Raw genomic sequence first — 18858 nt, 5'->3', positions numbered from 1 at the left:
GTCATATTTTTTCAGTTCGTTAATTTGATCTTGATTTCCTTATAATTTCTTTCTTTTATGTCATGCAGTTACTTTTATTTAATTTTATATAGCTATAACATATCTTGACGCTGGACGAACGGGACTTTTTTGCTCTCAATGCCATTTTTATTTAACGAATGAATATTTGGTAGTTAAATGTCATATTAATATTGACATTGTGGGCATTAGAAAAATAACATCCACGCGGAACAGTCAGGCAACAAAAAAGGCGGGAGAGGTTTCCCTCTCCCGCCTTTTTCTGGCGTAGCGTGTAAGCTGCTCGCCCTTGCCGGATCAGCGCTTGCTGAACTGGAAGGAACGACGGGCTTTGGCGCGGCCGTATTTCTTACGTTCAACCTGACGAGAATCACGGGTCAGGAAGCCAGCAGCTTTCAGAATGCTGCGCAGGCCGGGTTCGTAATGCGTCAGCGCGCGGCTGATACCGTGACGAACAGCGCCAGCCTGACCGGACAGACCACCACCAACGACCGTGCAAACCACGTCGAACTGGTTGTAGCGGTCAGCTACCAGAAAGGGCTGAGTCAGCAGCATGCGCAGCACGGGGCGTGCGAAATACGTGCCAACGGGACGACCGTTAACCGTAATGTCGCCTTTGCCGGGCTTGATCCACACGCGGGCTACAGCGTCTTTACGACGGCCCGTTGCGTAGGAGCGGCCCTGCGCATCGCGTTTAACTTCATACACAGGGGCTTCCGGAGCCGTGGGAACCACGTCTTTCAGATCAGCCAGCGTGCCTGTACGTTCCTGAGTTTCAGACATGATGCTCAGCCTTTCTGCGCGTTAACGACGTTTTTGCGATTCATGGCAGCCACGTCCAGCGTCTGCGGCTGCTGGCCGTCATGCGGGTGCTCAGCACCGGCATAAACATGCAGGCTGCGCATCTGCTGGCGCTGCAGCGGACCACGGGTGATCATGCGTTCAACAGCCTTCACCACAACATGGTCAGGGTTTTTGCCACCCAGACGCTGTGCAATGGTGCGGGTCTTGATACCGCCGGGATAACCCGTGTGGTAGTGGAACAGCTTCTGGCCAGCCTTGTTGCCCGTCAGCGCCACTTTCTCGGCGTTGATGACAACAACGTGGTCACCGCAGTCAACGTGCGGGGTGAACTGAGCTTTGTGCTTGCCGCGCAGGCGGTTCGCGATGATGACGGCCAGACGACCAAGAGCGAGGCCTTCGGCATCGATCAGGATCCAGTTCTTCGTCACCTCCGCGGGTTTCAGCGAGAGGGTGGTCTTCATGAGAGTGTGATTCCGTTAAGACTATAGGCTTTGAAGATGGGCGCCTTATGCGGGCGCAAACCGACTTCGTCAAGAGCAATCGGCGTTCACCCCCGTAAAATCAACAGTTTTTCATACGGTAATATAATACCGTTCCCAGACTTGCAGCACCCCCCGCCTGTGCATTACAGGGAGAAGGCGTTGAAGACTTCCTTTGTTAAAACAAGCAGGATTCCTACCGGGTGAAGAAACATGTCCCTGTTACAGTAGCTGGTGTTGCAGCCCTTGCCTGTGTTGGCTGGTTGGCCGCCCGCCACGCCGAGCATGTCATGCTGGAAAAAAGTATCGACAGCTTCCGTCAGACACTGGGTCCGGATGCTTCCCTCACTTATAAGAAGGCATGGCCCGGCCTGCTGGGGCGGAGTGTAAAATTCACCGCACTGGTCTTCCGGCAGGGGCAGCAAACCATTACGGCGGATGACGCGGAAATTTCCAAAGTCAGCACCGCAGGGGATGAGACGAAACGAATCGGTCATCTCACCTTCCATACATTCCAGTTTACCGACACGTCCGGCAACGTGCGTCTGGATAACCTTGCTTTGGAGGATGTCACACTGCCGGGCAACGGGGATGACAAGCACGGCACCCCGCCCCAGACGTTGGAAATCGGGCATGTCTCTGCGGGGAAACTGCACGGGTTCATCGCCAGCCTGCAATCCGATATCACAGCGTCCAGCCTGACGCTGGATAATTACGGGATTGGTGAAGCCTCTCATCTGGATGCCAGAGACCTCCGGCTCGCCACCAGCGTTGCCCCGCAGCGCCAGATTGCTGCAAAATCTCTGCTGCTGGACGGTGTGGATCTGGCAGGACTTTACAACAGCGTCACCTACAACACGCCGTACAAGCCGCTTAATGGTGTGCGGGATATTCAGGTGGAAGCGCTGAGCATAGACAGCACCAGCCCTCTGCTGCGTGTTGCCAAACTGTCTTCCCACGCAACACATTCGGACGCTTCAGAACAGGAAGTCTCAAGCCTTCAGGGGCTGGAACTCTGGCCTGCCGTCCCTAGCCTCTCCCTGCTGCCTACGCTGGGCTATGACCATTTCCGGGGCTCGCTCGTGCTCAACGTGACGCATGATTATAAGAGCAACAAACTTCACGTTGACACATTCAGTATCGAAGCCCCGGATATGGGCCGCCTGACACTGGATGGGGACTTCAGTGAGACGACGACTCTCGCCATGCTCTCCGCAGGTGCTGCGGAGATGCAGGTGCTGAGCATGAACCTCTCTTACAAGGATCATGGTCTTGTCTCCAAGGTTCTGGAAAATCTTGCCAGAACGCGCGGCATGACCCCGCAGGACTTTACGGCATCCCTCCAGAGCAGTCTGGTTCCGCAAGGCAGTGCGCCAAACGCCCCTATGCCCCAGCTTGCTAATTATCTGGCTCATCCGGGGAACGGACCGCTCACCCTCACGCTCCGCCCGCAGCAACCTGTGCCTCTCATGGCTATTGCCGCCAGCCTGAGCATGCTGCCCTCCGCACCGCAGATTGCGCAGCAGATTGGCCTGACAATTAAAGCGCCCTGAAAGCAACAAAAAGAGCAGTGTCAGGCCTTTTTCCCCTGACCCTGCTCCCTTTGGCACGGCTCCCTCTGGCGCTACCGTTCTTTGCTGAAATTGTCTTTTAAGGGCTGGTCACAGGCGGAGCGGAAGGAAGCCTCTGGACCGGCACGACCACAGCTCCGGGCGTATTTTTACGCTTTATCTTGAGCTCAAACGTGTGATCCTGCTCCGGCGGCTTAAGACGCTGAATATGGAGTTCCTCATGCCGGTAGGAAATCCACACCCGGTTGTGCCGCAGGAAATCTGCCCCCAGAAGAGCATCGCCATCCGTTTCAAGAGCTTCCACGCCCAGCATCGGGTTGGGATATATCTCATCCCCGATCTGAAGGCTGGCGAAGCGGTGTAGACGGCCACCGCTTTTACGCTCCCCATTTACCCCACTGGATGTCAGGGGAAAATCCTGTGCAAGCGCGTCCTTGGAAACACCAGCCCTGCGAGCCTGCCCCGGCAATACAGTCGTGTGCCAAGAGCCGCTATCCAGCATGGCATCAATATTTTTTCCGTTCAGACGCATGGTCATGCCAATCCGGCGCCCATGCAAGCCAAGACGATACCAGTCCACTTTTGAAGACGGGCCTTCCCATGTAGGGGTAGGATTTTTACAACCGCTTAGCTTATAAAGCCCGATTTTTCCGGCGGGCAGGTCGAACATGACATCATAGGCTCCGAGAAAATCCGCCCCGAACAACCCCACTATAGGCCGACCCGCGATCATACCACCAAACGAGCGTTTGGCTTGAGTGAGATACACCTTACCACTCGTGCCGGACCCAAGGCCCATCTTGTCAGCCTCCATAACAGGAGCGAGCATTCCTCCTGTCACGCCGCTGAGGTTAAGGATACGCCCGGTATCCGATAGCCCGAAAGCTTTGCTCGGCCCTTCTGAAATCATGGAAAGATCGGCACCGCTATCCACAATCATCGCGGCATCATGCCCGTTGATTGTCACCCCGACGATTGGTGAGCCGTATTTGTTCAGAACCGGCAGATCACCCAGCGTCTCAATCTGACACACACCATCCTGCTCTGCGCACGCGGCCAATGCCAGCAGAGACCCCATGCCGATCAACACTCTTTTACGCACGCCCTGTCCTTCTTCCAGTCGTCACGGCAGGACGTAAGTAGAACACCTCAGCCGGGTTTTTTAGCGGCTCCGCCGCGCGGACGCAGTGCCGGGAGCATTTCCCCTGTCACTGCGTAATAAACACGCTCCGCAATATTGGTGGCGTGATCCCCGATGCGTTCCAGATTTTTGGCTACAAACAGTAGGTGGATGCAGGGGCTAATCTTGCGCGGGTCTTCCATCATATACGTCACCAGCTCACGGAACATGGCGGTATAGAGTTCATCAATTGCGGTATCGGAACCCCAGACCTGCATGGCGCATTCGCTGTCATTATTCACCATGGCTTCAATCGCACGGTGCAGGTTTTCCTGCACCAGACGCGCCATGTTGCGCAGCGCCCCGAAGGACAGCGCGCCATCCAGCGGTTCTACTTTCAGCGCCCGGCGGGCGATGGAGGAGGCATAATCCCCAATCCGCTCAAAATCCCCGGTGATTTTCAGCACAGCGATAATCACGCGTAGGTCCACCGCCATCGGCGCACGCAGGGCCAGAATGCGGATGGCAAGGCTTTCCGCCTCACGCTCTAGAGCATCAACCTCCACATCCAGTTCCGGCGGTTCCAGAGCGGCGTCTTCATCCTGATCAACGACAGCGGCGATGGCGCGTGCCGTCTGGCGCTCCACCAGACCACCCATGCGGGCGACAAGCCCACGCAGACGGTCCAGCTCCTGATCATATCGGGTGACGGTATGCGCGGGTTCGTTGCCCATGAGTGTCTCCTCCCTCTTCAGCCAAAGCGGCCGGTAATGTAATCCTGCGTACGACTCTCACGCGGGGTGGTGAACATCCGCGCTGTGCTATCCACTTCCACCAGTTCTCCCAGATAGAAGAACGCGACCTGATCCGCACAGCGGGCCGCCTGCTGCATGTTGTGCGTCACAATGGCAATCGTGAACTCGGTTTTCAGTTCGTCCAGAAGCTCTTCAATACGGGCTGTGGAGACGGGGTCCAGCGCACTGGTCGGCTCGTCCAGCAAAATCACTTCCGGGCGCACGGCAATGGTACGGGCAATGCACAAACGCTGCTGCTGACCACCGGACAGAGCCGTAGCGGACGCCTGAAGGCGGTCTTTCACTTCCGGCCACAGCGCGACACGACGCAGCGCATCTTCCACCCGCCCATCCATTTCCGAGCGTGAAACACGCTCATGCAGACGAATACCGAAGGCAATATTGTCATAAATCGACATTGGGAAAGGTGTCGGCTTCTGAAACACCATGCCTACGCGGGAGCGCAGAGCGTTCAGGTCCAGCCCGGTTCCCAGAATATTCTGACCGGCAAACATAACCTCCCCCGTAGCGCGCTGGCCCGGATACAGGTCATACATCCGGTTCAACACACGCAGCAGGGTAGATTTGCCGCAGCCGGACGGGCCGATCATCCCCGTCACGCTGCGTTCGGGAAAGCCCATCGTGATGTTATGCAGCGCGTGAGCCTTGCCATAATAAAAGTCCAGATTATTGACCTGAATGGCAATGGGACGGCCTGAGACCGCAGATGCGGATGCCTCAGCCGCCACCTCAACCGACGGCATAGCCTGCGTGGGTTTCTCGTTCATGACCGTCCTCCGCGGATGCCGACCCGCACAACAATATTAATAATGAGCACACCCATCGTGACCAGCAGGGCACCCGTCCATGCCTGCTGCATCCAGTCCTGATAAGCGGAGCCTGCATACTGATAAATAGCCACCGGAAGGCTGGCCATGGGCCGCCGCATATCCAGAGACCATTCGGAGTTTCCGAGTGAGGTAAACAGCAGCGGTGCCGTCTCCCCCGCAACACGGGCAATAGCCAGCAGCACGCCGGTCATGATGCCGCCGCGCGCGGCCCGAACGCAGATAAAGAGAATAACGCGCCATTTCGCCGCACCCAGCGCAATCCCGGCCTCACGCATGGACACAGGAACAAGCCGCAGCATGTCTTCCGTTGTGCGAACAATAATGGGCATGGCCATCAGGGAGAGTGCAGCCGCACCGGAAAAACCGGAGAAGTGGCCGAACGGCTCAACCAGAAGCATGTAAATAAACAGGCCGATCAGGATAGACGGCGCGGAAAGCAGCATGTCCGACACAAACCGGACCGTGCGCGCCAGTTTGCTATCCGCCCCGTATTCAGCCAGAAAAATCCCGGTCAGCAGACCAGCAGGCGCACCCAGTAGAATGGACAGGCCCGTTTGCAGCAGACTGCCAACAATCGCGTTTGCCAGACCACCCCCGCCCCCCGGCGCCCCCATGGAGTGGGTGAAGAGGGAGAGCGTGAGTCCCGGCAGGCCGTTTTTAAGCAGTGTCCATAAAATGGACCCCAGTACAAACACCACAATCAGCATAGCGAGCCAGCTCATGCCGGTTGCCAGCTTATCGACCATCTTGCGGCGCAAAGCCTGTACGCCGGAACGTTGCGGCCGGTCCGCGGGCTGAGACAGAGACGGAGACAGTGAAGAACTCGTCATGAGCGTTTTCCTGCCTGTGCTTCCCCTCTGGCCAGCAGAATGCGGGAGATCCAGAGCGTCACGAAGGAAATGGCCATCAGGATGGCACCCAGCGCCATCAGCGAGGACAGCTTGAGGCTGCCTGCCGGGCTTTCTGGAAATTCCAGAGCAATAAGAGACGCAATGGTGTTAGCCGGAGCAAACAGGGACCAGCCAATATGGTTACTATCCCCGATAACAAACGTCACCGCCATGGTTTCCCCCATGGCACGGCCCATACCCAGCACAATGCCCCCCACAACGCCCTGCCGGGACCACGGCAGCACGACCTGACGCATGACTTCCCAGCGGGTAGCCCCCAGACCGTAAGCACTCTCACGCAGCACGGTCGGCATGGACACAAACACATCCCGCATAACGGCGGTAATGGACGGCACGACCATGACGGACAGCACCAGACCGGCTGTGAGCAGACCGGTGCCAAACGGGGCACCACTGACCAGCGCGGACAGAACAGGCACATGGCCGAACAGATGGCGCGCGGTCGGCTGCACATAATGCGCCATGACCGGCACCAACACAAAAAAGCCCCACATGCCGAAAATAATGGAGGGAACAGCAGCCAGAAGCTGCACGGCCATACCGATAACGGAGGAGACCGCAGGTGGCGCCAGAGAGGTCAGCCAGAAGGCCGTGCCAAACGCCAGCGGCACCGCAATAACCAGCCCCAGAAAGCTGCTAGCCAATGTGCCGAACACGGGGGCCACAGCGCCAAAATGCTGGGTGACCGGGTTCCAGATGGCGGTAACGAAAAAGCTTGGCCCAAAGGTGGAAAAGGCTTTCCAGCCCCCCGTGACCATGACGGTAATAATAGCGCCCAATGCAATGAGCACACTCACCCCTGTCAAAACGACCAGCGTCCTGAACAGGGCATCGCCGTCCCAGCGCCGGGTTATCTGAGGCGGTGCAGCCTGCACTGGCTGCTCTGCTATTCCGTTCATCTGCACTCCGTTCCGATCTTCAGGCCGGGAATTGGGAGCAATACTGAACCACCCGGCTGCCTGCAACCAGAGGCCTTAACAAACTCCACCTTACGCAACAAATGTCATGAAATTGTAGCACTTTTAAACCAAATATGTCCGAAACCTCTTCCACATCCGCTGACACAGCCCCACTTATGGCGTAGGGTATGTGCCCGCTTTGTCGGCCCGCTTCAGATCGGGCCGCTTAATTTATCGTTTTGCAGTTTTGACCAGAGAGACTCCCGCAATGGCCGGTTATCGTTCCCGCACCACCACTCATGGCCGCAACATGGCTGGCGCTCGCAGCCTGTGGCGCGCCACAGGTATGAAGGACTCCGACTTCGGCAAACCGATTATTGCCGTTGCCAATTCCTTTACGCAGTTTGTGCCCGGCCACGTACACCTTAAGGACATGGGCCAGCTTGTGTGCGAAGCCATTGCGGAAGCCGGGGGCATTGGCCGCGAGTTCAACACCATTGCGGTGGATGATGGCATTGCCATGGGCCACGGCGGGATGCTCTACAGCCTGCCCTCACGCGAACTGATTGCCGATGCCGTGGAATACATGGTCAACGCGCATTGCGCGGATGCGCTGGTATGCATCAGCAATTGTGACAAGATCACCCCCGGCATGCTGATGGCTTCCATGCGGCTGAATATCCCGGTCATTTTTGTCTCCGGTGGCCCAATGGAAGCCGGACGCGTCACGCTGGATGACATCGAGCAGCGGGCTGACCTTGTGACCTCCATGGTCGCTGCCGCTAACCCCAGTGTGAGTGAAGCGGACTCGCAGGCCATTGAGCGTTCAGCCTGCCCCACCTGCGGCTCCTGCTCCGGCATGTTCACCGCCAATTCCATGAACTGCCTGACGGAAGCCCTTGGCCTCTCCCTGCCCGGCAATGGCACACTTGTCGCGACCCACGCTGCGCGCCGGGAACTGTTTGTGGAAGCCGGCAAACGCATTGTGGATCTGGCCCGGCGCTATTACGAGCAGGATGACGCCAGCGTTCTCCCCCGCAGCATCGCCACCATGAAGGCATTTGAAAACGCGATGTCTGTCGATATCGCCATGGGTGGCTCCACCAACACGGTGCTGCATTTGCTGGCTGCGGCGCATGAGGGCGAGGTGCCGTTCACCATGCAGGATATTGACCGCCTCTCCCGCAAGGTGCCCCATCTGTGCAAGGTCTCCCCCTCCCGCTCTGATGTGCATATGGAAGATGTGCATCGGGCTGGCGGTATTCCCGCCATTATGGGCGAACTTGATCGGCTCGGCCTGCTGCATAATGAAATCCCGATGGTCCATGCCGCCACGCTGAAAGACGGGCTGGCCGCATGGGACATCCGCGGCGCTGGAAACGCAGAGAACGAAAGCGCGCACAACACGAAGGCGCGGGACTTCTTCCGCGCTGCCCCCGGTGGCGTGCGCACTACGCAGGCATTCTCCCAGTCCAGCCTGTATAAGGAACTGGATACGGATCAGGAAAACGGCGCCATTCGGGCCGGGACGCATGCCTATAATCAGGATGGCGGTCTGGCCGTACTGTACGGCAATCTGGCCGAGGACGGCGCGATTGTGAAAACCGCCGGTGTGGCTGCGGGCCTTGAAACCTTTACTGGCCCTGCCCGCATTTTTGAAAGTCAGGATGACGCGGTTGCCGCCATTCTGGGAAATAAAATTCAGGCGGGTGATGTTGTCCTCATCCGGTATGAAGGCCCCAAAGGCGGCCCCGGCATGCAGGAAATGCTCTACCCGACCAGCTACCTGAAATCCAAAGGGCTTGCGGAAAAATGCGCCCTGATTACGGATGGCCGCTTCTCCGGTGGTAGTTCGGGCCTGTCCATTGGCCATATCTCCCCGGAAGCCGGAGAAGGCGGCGTGATTGGTCTGGTGGAAGAAGGTGACCAGATTGAGATCGACATTCCCAACCGTCGCCTGTCCGTTGCCGTGCCAGACAGCAAACTGTCCGCTCGGCGTGAACGGATGGATGACAAAGGCAACGCCGCATGGCAGCCGAAACGGGACCGTGTTGTTTCCACCGCCCTGAAAGCCTATGCGGCCCTCACCACCAGCGCGGCCCGTGGCGCCGTGCGGGATGTCGGGCAGTTGACCCGGCGTACGCCGCGGTAAGCTCGTAAGAACAAGCCTCTCTTTTGGGTGTCGGGATTTGATGGTTCGATTGATAATGAATTAGCAGGGTCTGACACCCAGATTTTGCGGATGGCTTATAGAACATGAGAGCTCTCAAGGTCATGAGTCTTCGCGCGAAATTCTGAAAATCATTGAGGCTTACCCTCACCTCCTAACGCCTACCAAAATTGCATCCTTGGTCGAGCGGCTTATCCGCACGACCAAGTCATTGCTTCATGGATGGAGAGAATGCTTAAAACTCCAGCGTTCAGTTTGCCCGTTTGAATGGCAAACTGACCATGAAATGTTCTGCGGGATGTTGAAGATCATGTAATCACACCGAGAAAGTAGCGTATCCCGACGAAACACCATGCCCGTCGCTCCGCCTCATCGAACAAGGCTACCGAGCAGGCTTTTGAGAGCAGACCTTTCGCTCATAGATCGTGTGAGGACCCGCCATCTCTCCTCCGCTTTTGGATTATTCCGCACTCGTAGCCTAACGTTACGAGCAAAGCCGCCAATCACCGTATTGTTGCCCGTGCAGCGTCCAACCGTGACGCTCCCATGAAGTCTCCACGCAGCAATGCTGCGTTCCACTCATGCAGAGCACAGATAAATACAGGAACCAAACAGCTAGAACATGGCATTAATAGCAAACTGCGGTGACACCTGAATACTTTTGTTATGGCCAGCAAAATAAAAAGCGGATCCGGCAATAATGCCCCAGTTAGCATTCCAGTTATATTCAAAGGCTGGCGCAATCTGCCAATCTGTTCCCGCCGAGCCTATCTTGTGGATATATTTGCCTTCTGCGTCATGCCCGCGCAACGTAGAACCGTTCGACCAGTCCCGCGCAATATCCATTGCCAGAAGCCACTTCTGGCTGAGCCCATATTCCAGTGAAAAACCCGACTGGCCACTCATACCCGGTTGCCCCCGCCCACGAAAACCATGCGCGGTGCCATAACCCGTCGTATCAACGAGCTTTGCGGATGTCACGGCGCGGCGGAACCAGTTCCACACACGCAGGCGTAGTTCATGGTTGCCGGGCAGTGTGTATGTCGATTGTTCTGTTAGGGCAGTACGGAACACATACGCACCACTCCCCACACCATCCTGTTTATCGCCAAGTTTATTGTAATCACCTGTTGGAAAAATCATTCCGACAAACAGATTGAATGCTGGAATGTAACGCTTGGCATCTGGCCTTACCAAGCGATAAATCAGATCAACAGGCACATCTCCGGTTTTAGGACCGTGAGAATGACCATCTCCATGTTTCCAACCATAATTAACAACAGTGTGCACTTGGATACTGAAGTCTTTAAAAATTCCGTATTTCCAGAGAGTAGAGTTAGAAAACATGCGCTGCATGGGATGTGTTGCAGGCAATGTCGTGCCATGTGGCCCAAAACTACCTAATGGCTGACTATAGGAAAAATAGGGTTCAACATTCAGAACCCCTTTTGTCGTTGTGCCGGATGGGGAAACAAGTGACCCTGTATACCATTGCGCAGCATGCGCAGAAGCCACACTTGCAGGAAATACAAAAAGGCAGACAAAAGCTTTTTTCAAAGAGACTTTTCCGCCTCTCGCCCTCCTCTGCTTACTGTCTACTCTCATTGACTTAAACTCACTCGTTCCAGTTTACCGGTTCATAAACCTGCCTGAAAGGCCGACTGAATATCTTCAGGTGTGGTTTTTCCATTAGCCAATAAAAGCTGAAGGAGTATGCGTGCTTTTTGTGGATTGAGATCCATGGACGCAACCAGACCGTACCGGTCGTCATCCACTTCCACGTTCCGATTGGTAAAGCCGCTGCCAACGCGCGTAGATCGCACAACAACAACGCCCGCCTTTCGCGCCCGCTCCATTCCGGCCAAAGCGGTATCAGAAACATTGCCGTCTCCCATTCCGGCAATAACGATGCCACGCGCACCATCTTTCACAGCATCATCAATCTGCCGTGCATCCATATCTGCGTGCCCATACACAATCTGCACTTGCGGCAGCATATGATCGACCGGAAGGGCAAGAGGCTGCCGTGGTTTAACGGCAGTAATGAAACGCACTGTTGCCGGGTCCACATAACCAACCACGCCAAGATTTGGTGAGTGGAATGTTTGCAGTTCTGTGGTGTGCATTTTGCTTACACCACGCGCAGACTGTATTGCGTCATTCAAAACAACCAGTACACCACGCCCACGAGCCTGCGGATCTGCCGCGACCTTCACGGCTTCATACATATTGGCGGGACCATCCGCACTGATAGCCGTACTGGGCCGCATGGCCCCAGTAAGAATAACGGGACGGGAAACCCTAATCACGTTATCAAGAAAGAAAGCGGTTTCTTCCATTGTGTCGGTTCCGTGCGTGATGACGACAGCATCTGCTTCATTTTTTGCAAATGCCTGCCGGATACGCTCCGCAAGTTTGAACCAGACCTGATTGTTCATGTTCTGGGAGGCGATATTGGAAACCTGCTCCACCTGTAACTGTGCCAGCTTTTCCACGCCCGGCACACCTGCAATCAGTTGCTGGCCACTCACCGCACCCGCATCATAGCCAATAGCTGAACGTGTATCGGCTTTTCCAGATATCGTGCCTCCGGTTGCCAGAACCAACACACGAGGCAAGGAATCCTGTTTATGCATAGTCGCGATGGCAGATCCCACTTGTCCTGCATGAGCAAGAGCGGGTTGCATACTCACGGCGGTCAGAATTGTACCGAGAAGAGACAGGACACGCACAGAAACCATAAAATCAGTCTTTCCAGTAAAGAGTGATAACGGGATACTCTGGAGCCCCTGCCTCACAATTTAAAATGAACACGCCTGCCGGAAGAAGAACACTCTTCTTCCGGATTGACCCTGTTATCAGGATTTATTTTTTACAAATTCAGCGTGATATTCATCAACCATCTTACGCAGCGAGCGTCCGATTGCTGCATACTGCACTTCATTCAGGTTAGCGAGAGACGCCCGAGCTGAGGGGCGTGTTGCGCCAAACCCGGCACCCGGCAGCAGAACAATGCCTGTTTCATCCGCAACACGGAACAGGATTTCACCTGTGCTAGCACGCTCAAGCATCCATTTGGCAAAGTCTTCGCCATACAGAGTGCGGCACGTATCTTCCAGATCAATCAGTGTGTAGTAATCCACCGCATTTGCATCTTCTGCCGGGGCCACACCCAGTTCATGATAAAGTGCTTCTTCACGTCTGCGAATAACACTTTTAAGGGTCGCTTTATAACGGCCTTCATGATCCATCAACGCAAAGAGCGAGAACAGAACCATCTGGACCTGCTGCGGCGTGGAAAGCCCGGCGGTGTGATTAAGAGCCACAGCACGGCTATCAGCAACCAGACGGTCAATAAACTTCAGGTTCTCAGGCTCCATCGTCAGGCTGGCATAACGCTTTGCCTGTGCGGCTTTAACGTCAGCAGGAAGCTGAGCAAGGCTTGCATCAAGGGCGTTATCCTTGTGCATTCCGATCACGCCCAAGCGCCAGCCTGTCGCACCAAAATATTTGGAGAAGGAATAAACAAGAATCGTATTGCGCGGACAAACTGCGTACAGAGACCGGAAGCCATCAGCAAACGTGCCATACACATCATCTGTCAGAATCATCAGATCCGGACGATCTTTGACGATGGTCGCAATTTTCTCCAAAGACTCGTCATTCATCTTGACGGATGGAGGATTGCTCGGGTTAACGCAGAAGAATATCTTAACGGCGGGATCACGTAGTTTTTCCAGCTCGCTATCCGGATACTGCCAGTCCAGAGACGGGTCTGCCTGCACGGGCACAACCTCGAGACCGTATTCTTCGAGCTGCGGAATTTCGATGTAGGGAGAGAAAATCGGCATACCAATGGCAACCTTATCTCCCTTTTTGATAAGATTGTTCTGCTTGAGCGAATGAAACACATAGGCCATGGCAGCGGTGCCGCCTTCGGTCGCGAAAAGGTCTGTGGACTCCAGAGAAACTCTGCCACCCACCATTTCACGCAGCACATATTGCGCCACAATTTTTTCACTCAGCGCCAGCATGCGGGGCGGCGTGGGATAATAGCAACCCAGAATACCTTCCACCATTTCCACAAGGAACGTATCCGCAGGCAGGCCCATCTGGTCACGAATATAGCTTAGCGCGTGCCCGAGAAGTGCTGCTTCCTCTTTATCCTTATTGCTTTCAATAAAATGGTCAAAACGCGCTTCAATCCCACTGATACGCACCGTGCCACCAAGCCCCGGAGACAGATAGGACAGAGAAAGCCGTGCTTCAGACAAGGCATATTGCCCAAGTAGGAAAAACGCGGCGCGCGGAAGGGTTGCTAAAAAATTCGGGTTGCCACGGCCAGCATTCAGCATAACGCGATCAGCTTTGGAGGAAGCCAGACTGATGAGCGTATCTTTCAGCTCAAATGGGCTAAGGTCGCGAAATTTCGAATAATCAATAGACATTATTACGTTTCCTTGTTCGTCAGTATTCAGGAAAATGCGACCACGAGTGGCCCGAGGAGCGTAAGCAGCACGTTTGCAACTGCATACGTAATGGCAAACGGTGTGGTGGGGACAGCATTACCGGCCTTGTTCAGCACCTCGCCAAAGGCTGGGTTGGCACTGCGAGACCCCGCCAGAGCACCAGCAAAAATGGCCGTATTATTGTAACGCAGCACATAACGGCCAAAGAACATGGTTATAATAAGCGGCACGAGCGTGACAACGACGCCAAGCAGAAAAAGCGTGATGCCATGCTGCATGATGGTGGCAATAGCCTGCTGACCTGTTTGCAGGCCCGTAACGGCCACAAAACCAGCCAGACCGAAATCAACCAGAAAACTTGATGCTGCCTGCGGCATGTTTCCCACAGTCGGATGTCGGCTTTGATACCAGCCAAACAACAGGCCGGAGAGAAGAGCCCCACCGCCGCTCCCCAGTGTGAGAGGCACGGAACCCATATGCACCACGCCCAGCCCGATGAGCAGCCCAAGAGCAACACCCAACGCGTGAAAAACAAGATCGGTCTTGATGCTTGGGAGAAGAATGGTGCCAATCTGTGTTGCAGCCCGCTGCACATCGGATGATGTACCAAGGAGGGTCACCATATCTCCATCCTTGACCTGCATTGATCCGGTCACAGGCAGAGTCTTTCCTGCGCGAGAAAGGGCGACAAGATAAACGCCATGCCGCACGGAAGCAGAAAGAGACTGCACGCACTGATCTACTGTTTTCCCCACAAAGTCCTTGCGAGACAAAACAACATCCCGGCGGATCAGCGAGAGATCCAGACCAGCGACATCCCCAATCTCCTGCCCAATCTGCTGGCCCGCAGCGAGCACCGCCTGACGGTGCCCGACGAGCAGAAGCTGATCTCCCGGAAGGAGGGCAACATCTGGTGCCGCGCCAGCCGGCTTACCGTCACGCAGCACCTGTTCCACCGTCACGCCGGAAGCAAGACCTTCGACATGCGCGATTGTCAGATCAGATTGTGTGAGACGATAGGCGCGCCCCACAAGGTCTGGAAAAGCAGAAACCTCGCCTTCCCCCATCACATGCACGCCACCGGCCTGTTCGGCCTCCGCACGGATCGCGTCCTCCCGGATGCTGCGCTTCATAAACCAAGGCAGCACATTGACACACAGGAGGATGGGTCCAATGGAGCCGAAAATATACGTTACGGCGTACCCAACAGCGACATTGCCTTGAAGCTGCTGCACCTGTGCAAGCGGAAGACCTATTTTTTCAAGAGAAGAGCCCGCCGTCCCAATAATAGCGGACTGGGTCAGCCCACCAGCGGCCAGCCCCGCAGCGAGCCCTTTATCGAGATGGAAAAGACGGGCCACAGCCACAACGGTAATCAGACCCGTAACAGCCAGCACAACAGCCATCAGAATTTCCTTGAGCGATTGCCGCCCCAAGGAACGAAAGAACTGCGGCCCACTCTGGTAACCGACAGCATAGATAAAAAGAGCGAACAGGACGGCCTTGATGCCAGAATCAATATGCACCCCGACCTGACTGATAAGGACTGCCATCAGGAGCGATCCCGCCACCCCACCAAGCTGGAATGAGCCAAAGCGAAACCGCCCAACCCAGCACCCCAGAACGAGGGCAAGGAACAAAGCAATTTCCGGACACGCACTAAACAAATTAGATAATAATGCAGTGAATGCGTGCACAATAAAGTTCCCTTGTAATATATTTTCGAGTGAACTCTAATACTTATGAAATTCAAAGGTAAATGATTAAAGTCAATGACAATAAATTAATTTTTCTTTTTTACATTCTGATAAAATAACAATCTATTTTTATTTATGAATTTCTATAAATTTTTAATTTATATCACTTCATGCTAGAGGTATGAGGCAAACCAAAATCATTAATAATATGTTAATTGGCTATGTAAAAAATTATTCCTTATTGGCTTTTTAATGAAAAGGCAGTCTCTCTGCATTTCAGCTTCTGGAAAAATATAAAAATATCCCAACTTTGAATTGTGACCTGTATTTTTTCATCATGCTCTAAATAAACGGCTATCCAGTTTCTGGATGTTGATGAACATTTTACCCACCGGCATACGTCCGCAAGCGACATGCTGCTCTCAGCGAAGGCTGCCGCTCCATTGTGGGCACTGACGTAGAGCAAGACATCACTCTCTACGTTTCCACTCCCGTTGCGACCTCTGACCGCAGCGTGAGTGAAGTGAATGCACAGGCTATTGAGTGCCCACCTACGACTCCTGTTTGGGCACGTTGACTACCAATTCCATGAAACACCCAACGGATGCGCTCGCCTTTTTCTCTGCCTGATAGCACTAAGCTCGTGGAACCGACTGGCACACTTCGTAGCAAAAACCCTAAATATACCTAGTTAGTTTAAGGGGATGGATTTACTTCGTGCTCCCCGAGCCGCTTATCCGGAGTTGGAAACCACCGCGTGAACAGAGCCCGTAGTCTATGCTCCGCAGGATAGGATAAGAACCGATCCGTTCCATATCCGAGCAACCATGCGCCCCCAAGAGCCAGCGGGTAACAGACCCATGCGGCTCGCTCTGAAAATCCGGTAGCGTGATACGCCCGCACAAGGCCGAGCACAAAAAACATATGGGTCAGATAAATCTCATAGCTCATGACGCCGCAGGATCTGACCCACGCCAAGGTTCTATGCCTCAACACGGCACCCCAGCCTTTGGAGAGGGCAATCAGCAACGCCCCGGTGCTCAGTGTTAATCCGACTGTCAGATCATCCGCTACAGGGTCAGGCAGAAAATACACCTGAACACAGCTTAGAAAAATCCCGACAACACCCATCCAACCCAGAAGCGTGACAGCGGACCGCCCCATCCAATCCGACCGGGTAAGAAGAAGAGCCGCGATCACACCGGCGGAGAGCGCCGATACGCCGGGAAGATAGGCTTTATGTCGACAGATATCAGTCTCTCCGGCCATCAGATGCATGGCAATGGGCAGAGCGAGGGTCGCGCTTCCAAACAGGATCATCTGCCATGTGTCAGACCGTGGCAGCATCAGGCAGATCACGGGGAAAATGAGATAGAACAGTTCCTCAATGGAAAGAGACCACAGAACATCCCAGTTTGCAGGCAGGTATCCTGTCCAGCATTCATACTTGTTCAGATAGAGCCCCAATGCTGATGCCAGAGCCGCGCCAAGAGTCTGCCCTGCTCCATCAATCGTGAAGTCCGGCACACCGCAGGCATCCAGCACAACAAGGATGCTGAGCAGGACAAGCAGACAGGGAACAATACGGGAAAAGCGCCGAGCATAGAAAAATGGAAGCTGAATAGACCGCAAACGGCCCCAGCGCCTGAGTATTCCAGATGTAATCAGAAATCCGGAAATGACAAAAAACACAAAAACGCTGTGGTAACCCTGATGTGTGAGAAAACGCATCACACGGTAGGGCAGAATGGCCGCGACACTGGTTTTTTCCAGCGGCAGTCTGATTGCAACATGATTCACAACAACCATGAGTATCGCCAGACCGCGCAGGACATCAATTCCTGCGTTTCTGCCCTGATTTGCGAGGGGGAGAATGAACAGTGTCATCACACATCACAGATCCATCAAAAACAGGTCGATTTTACGACAAAAAATCAGGTCAATTTGTGGTGCTTTACCCATAAAGAAAAAGGCGCCCCGAATGGGACGCCTTTCTGCACGCTCGGCAAAAATACGGAGCGTTACTGAGCCGGAGCAGCGACCGGAGCAGACGGTGCCGCAGGGGTGCTCACTGGAGCACTCACTGGAGCACTCACTGGGGCGTTCACTGGGGCGCTCAAAGCTGCGGGAACTGCCGGGGCCGTAACCCCCGCAGCAGACGCTGCATCTGCCGCCGGAGCGGTTGTGTCGTTCAGGATCACGTAGGAAATGGATTCCATACGGGTGATGTCGATCACATCGCCCACCTTCAGGGATGCCATGAACTCCTGCATCGCCTTGATGCGCAGCACAGCAACGTGAGACTCGCCATCCGTTGTCACGAAGGACAGGGTGTGGGTCGGCAGGTCAATGCTCTGCACGGTGGCACGCTCACGACGGAATGCAGCAATCACACCGCGCGGGTGGCCATGCACGTAGCCTTTAGCGGTTGTCAGGGTGGACTCCGGCAGCGGACTGCCCGGAGCAGCAATGTCTGCGCCCAGTGTTTCCACAAAACGGATGCTCAGCTTGTCACCAGCATTCACGTGCGGCAGGTCCCGCACGGACGCACCGTATTCAATGGTGATCAGGTGCCCGTTGGCTTCACGCAGCAGAAGCTCACGGGCCTCATGGTCAACGGTTTCCACAACAGCTTTTGCGGTCTGGTTCTTGAGCAGCACGGAAGCCTGCGCATGTGCTGTTGATGGCAGGCCAGCGGCCACAACGCCACCAACTGTCAGCGCACATGCAGCCACGGACCCTGCAGCCAGAGAAGCAAGACGGGAGACGATAGGATGCAACGCCCTTATCCTTTCTGAAATCAGTCTGACAACACAGGGATGCAGACAGCAGTTACACTGAATTTAGTCTGATACAGGGCCGGGATTATAACACAACCCACCGCCAGCACATTGCTTTGCCTCAACAGATTATTCCTGCGCCCTGCCCTATGCACCAACAGAAAAAAGCCCGTCCGGCGTGCACCGGGCGGGCTTTGAAATCTGGGGACGCCTGATAAGCAATCAGACTTAGCCGCAGCACTTTTTCTTACGGAAGAAATAAACCGCTGTTGCAATCAGACCAGCAATCAGCAGA

The 18858-nt window shown here is 54.9% G+C and carries 15 protein-coding genes; 2 read left to right on the top strand and 13 right to left on the bottom strand.

From position 1 onward, the window contains the following. Positions 1-315: 315 nt before the first annotated feature. Together rpsI and rplM are read right to left on the bottom strand one after the other, a co-directional pair. A complete protein-coding gene (rpsI, locus tag AD949_RS09650) occupies positions 316-801 on the bottom strand; it encodes a 30S ribosomal protein S9 (protein ID WP_025827670.1) in 486 nt (161 codons plus the stop codon). A gap of 5 nt (positions 802-806) precedes the next feature. Then, the gene (rplM, locus tag AD949_RS09645) at positions 807-1283 is read right to left on the bottom strand and encodes a 50S ribosomal protein L13 (RefSeq protein WP_048835709.1); all 477 of its coding nucleotides are present in this window, start codon (positions 1281-1283) and stop codon (positions 807-809) included. Between the two features lie 221 nt (positions 1284-1504). Between rplM and AD949_RS09640 the strand changes: the two genes are divergently transcribed. Then, positions 1505-2854: a hypothetical protein gene (locus tag AD949_RS09640; protein WP_048835710.1), complete on the top strand. Its 1350-nt coding sequence runs from the start codon at positions 1505-1507 to the stop codon at positions 2852-2854. A 97-nt stretch (positions 2855-2951) separates the two neighbouring features. On the opposite strand, the gene AD949_RS09635 is transcribed toward AD949_RS09640, so the two are convergent. The 5 genes from AD949_RS09635 to pstC form a co-directional block, all read right to left on the bottom strand. Next, on the bottom strand, positions 2952-3974 hold the full coding sequence (locus AD949_RS09635) for a retroviral-like aspartic protease family protein (protein WP_141325407.1): 1023 nt from the start codon (positions 3972-3974) through the stop codon (positions 2952-2954). 47 nt (positions 3975-4021) lie between these two features. Then, a complete protein-coding gene (gene phoU / locus AD949_RS09630; RefSeq protein ID WP_048835712.1) occupies positions 4022-4726 on the bottom strand; it encodes a phosphate signaling complex protein PhoU in 705 nt (234 codons plus the stop codon). Positions 4727-4743: 17 nt separating this feature from the next. Further along, complete coding sequence (gene pstB / locus AD949_RS09625; protein WP_048835776.1) at positions 4744-5550, bottom strand: phosphate ABC transporter ATP-binding protein PstB; 807 nt, start codon at positions 5548-5550, stop codon at positions 4744-4746. Between the two features lie 20 nt (positions 5551-5570). Then, positions 5571-6383, bottom strand: a complete 813-nt coding sequence (pstA, locus tag AD949_RS09620; protein ID WP_371277376.1) for a phosphate ABC transporter permease PstA — start codon at positions 6381-6383, stop codon at positions 5571-5573. A gap of 80 nt (positions 6384-6463) precedes the next feature. After that, entirely contained in the window at positions 6464-7447 is a 984-nt protein-coding gene (gene pstC / locus AD949_RS09615; RefSeq protein ID WP_052944558.1) for a phosphate ABC transporter permease subunit PstC, read from the bottom strand. Positions 7448-7715: 268 nt separating this feature from the next. Here pstC and ilvD point away from each other — a divergent pair, with 268 nt between their 5' ends. Further along, positions 7716-9599: a dihydroxy-acid dehydratase gene (ilvD, locus tag AD949_RS09610; RefSeq protein ID WP_048835714.1), complete on the top strand. Its 1884-nt coding sequence runs from the start codon at positions 7716-7718 to the stop codon at positions 9597-9599. A 633-nt stretch (positions 9600-10232) separates the two neighbouring features. Here the strand turns inward: ilvD and AD949_RS09605 are convergent. The 6 genes from AD949_RS09605 to AD949_RS09580 all read right to left on the bottom strand — a co-directional run bounded on the left by AD949_RS09605 (position 10233) and on the right by AD949_RS09580 (position 18563). Continuing rightward, the gene (locus AD949_RS09605; RefSeq protein ID WP_052944555.1) at positions 10233-11222 is read right to left on the bottom strand and encodes a hypothetical protein; all 990 of its coding nucleotides are present in this window, start codon (positions 11220-11222) and stop codon (positions 10233-10235) included. 32 nt (positions 11223-11254) lie between these two features. Beyond that, positions 11255-12358 carry an asparaginase gene (locus tag AD949_RS09600; protein WP_048835716.1) on the bottom strand — a complete coding sequence of 368 codons (1104 nt, stop codon included), beginning with the start codon at positions 12356-12358 and terminating at the stop codon, positions 11255-11257. A gap of 117 nt (positions 12359-12475) precedes the next feature. Then, positions 12476-14065, bottom strand: a complete 1590-nt coding sequence (locus tag AD949_RS09595; RefSeq protein WP_048835717.1) for a bifunctional aspartate transaminase/aspartate 4-decarboxylase — start codon at positions 14063-14065, stop codon at positions 12476-12478. Between the two features lie 26 nt (positions 14066-14091). Next, on the bottom strand, positions 14092-15783 hold the full coding sequence (gene aspT / locus AD949_RS09590) for an aspartate-alanine antiporter (protein ID WP_048835718.1): 1692 nt from the start codon (positions 15781-15783) through the stop codon (positions 14092-14094). 696 nt (positions 15784-16479) lie between these two features. Continuing rightward, on the bottom strand, positions 16480-17670 hold the full coding sequence (locus AD949_RS09585) for an acyltransferase family protein (protein WP_048835719.1): 1191 nt from the start codon (positions 17668-17670) through the stop codon (positions 16480-16482). A gap of 134 nt (positions 17671-17804) precedes the next feature. Beyond that, positions 17805-18563: a hypothetical protein gene (locus AD949_RS09580; protein WP_048835720.1), complete on the bottom strand. Its 759-nt coding sequence runs from the start codon at positions 18561-18563 to the stop codon at positions 17805-17807. Positions 18564-18858: the final 295 nt, after the last annotated feature.

This window comes from Acetobacter orleanensis (genome assembly GCF_001581005.1).
GTDB lineage: Bacteria > Pseudomonadota > Alphaproteobacteria > Acetobacterales > Acetobacteraceae > Acetobacter > Acetobacter orleanensis.
This window is presented reverse-complemented; position numbering and strand designations above follow the sequence as displayed.

What these genes read in the sequence shown, in the direction of transcription:
- rpsI (WP_025827670.1), bottom strand. Translation starts at nt 801, where the DNA reads ATGTCTGAAACTCAGGAACGTACAGGCACGCTGGCTGATCTGAAAGAC.
- rplM (WP_048835709.1), bottom strand. Translation starts at nt 1,283, where the DNA reads ATGAAGACCACCCTCTCGCTGAAACCCGCGGAGGTGACGAAGAACTGG.
- phoU (WP_048835712.1), bottom strand. Translation starts at nt 4,726, where the DNA reads ATGGGCAACGAACCCGCGCATACCGTCACCCGATATGATCAGGAGCTG.
- pstB (WP_048835776.1), bottom strand. Translation starts at nt 5,550, where the DNA reads ATGCCGTCGGTTGAGGTGGCGGCTGAGGCATCCGCATCTGCGGTCTCA.
- pstA (WP_371277376.1), bottom strand. Translation starts at nt 6,383, where the DNA reads ATGGTCGATAAGCTGGCAACCGGCATGAGCTGGCTCGCTATGCTGATT.
- pstC (WP_052944558.1), bottom strand. Translation starts at nt 7,447, where the DNA reads ATGAACGGAATAGCAGAGCAGCCAGTGCAGGCTGCACCGCCTCAGATA.
- ilvD (WP_048835714.1), top strand. Translation starts at nt 7,716, where the DNA reads ATGGCCGGTTATCGTTCCCGCACCACCACTCATGGCCGCAACATGGCT.
- AD949_RS09605 (WP_052944555.1), bottom strand. Translation starts at nt 11,222, where the DNA reads ATGAGAGTAGACAGTAAGCAGAGGAGGGCGAGAGGCGGAAAAGTCTCT.
- AD949_RS09600 (WP_048835716.1), bottom strand. Translation starts at nt 12,358, where the DNA reads ATGGTTTCTGTGCGTGTCCTGTCTCTTCTCGGTACAATTCTGACCGCC.
- AD949_RS09595 (WP_048835717.1), bottom strand. Translation starts at nt 14,065, where the DNA reads ATGTCTATTGATTATTCGAAATTTCGCGACCTTAGCCCATTTGAGCTG.
- AD949_RS09585 (WP_048835719.1), bottom strand. Translation starts at nt 17,670, where the DNA reads ATGACACTGTTCATTCTCCCCCTCGCAAATCAGGGCAGAAACGCAGGA.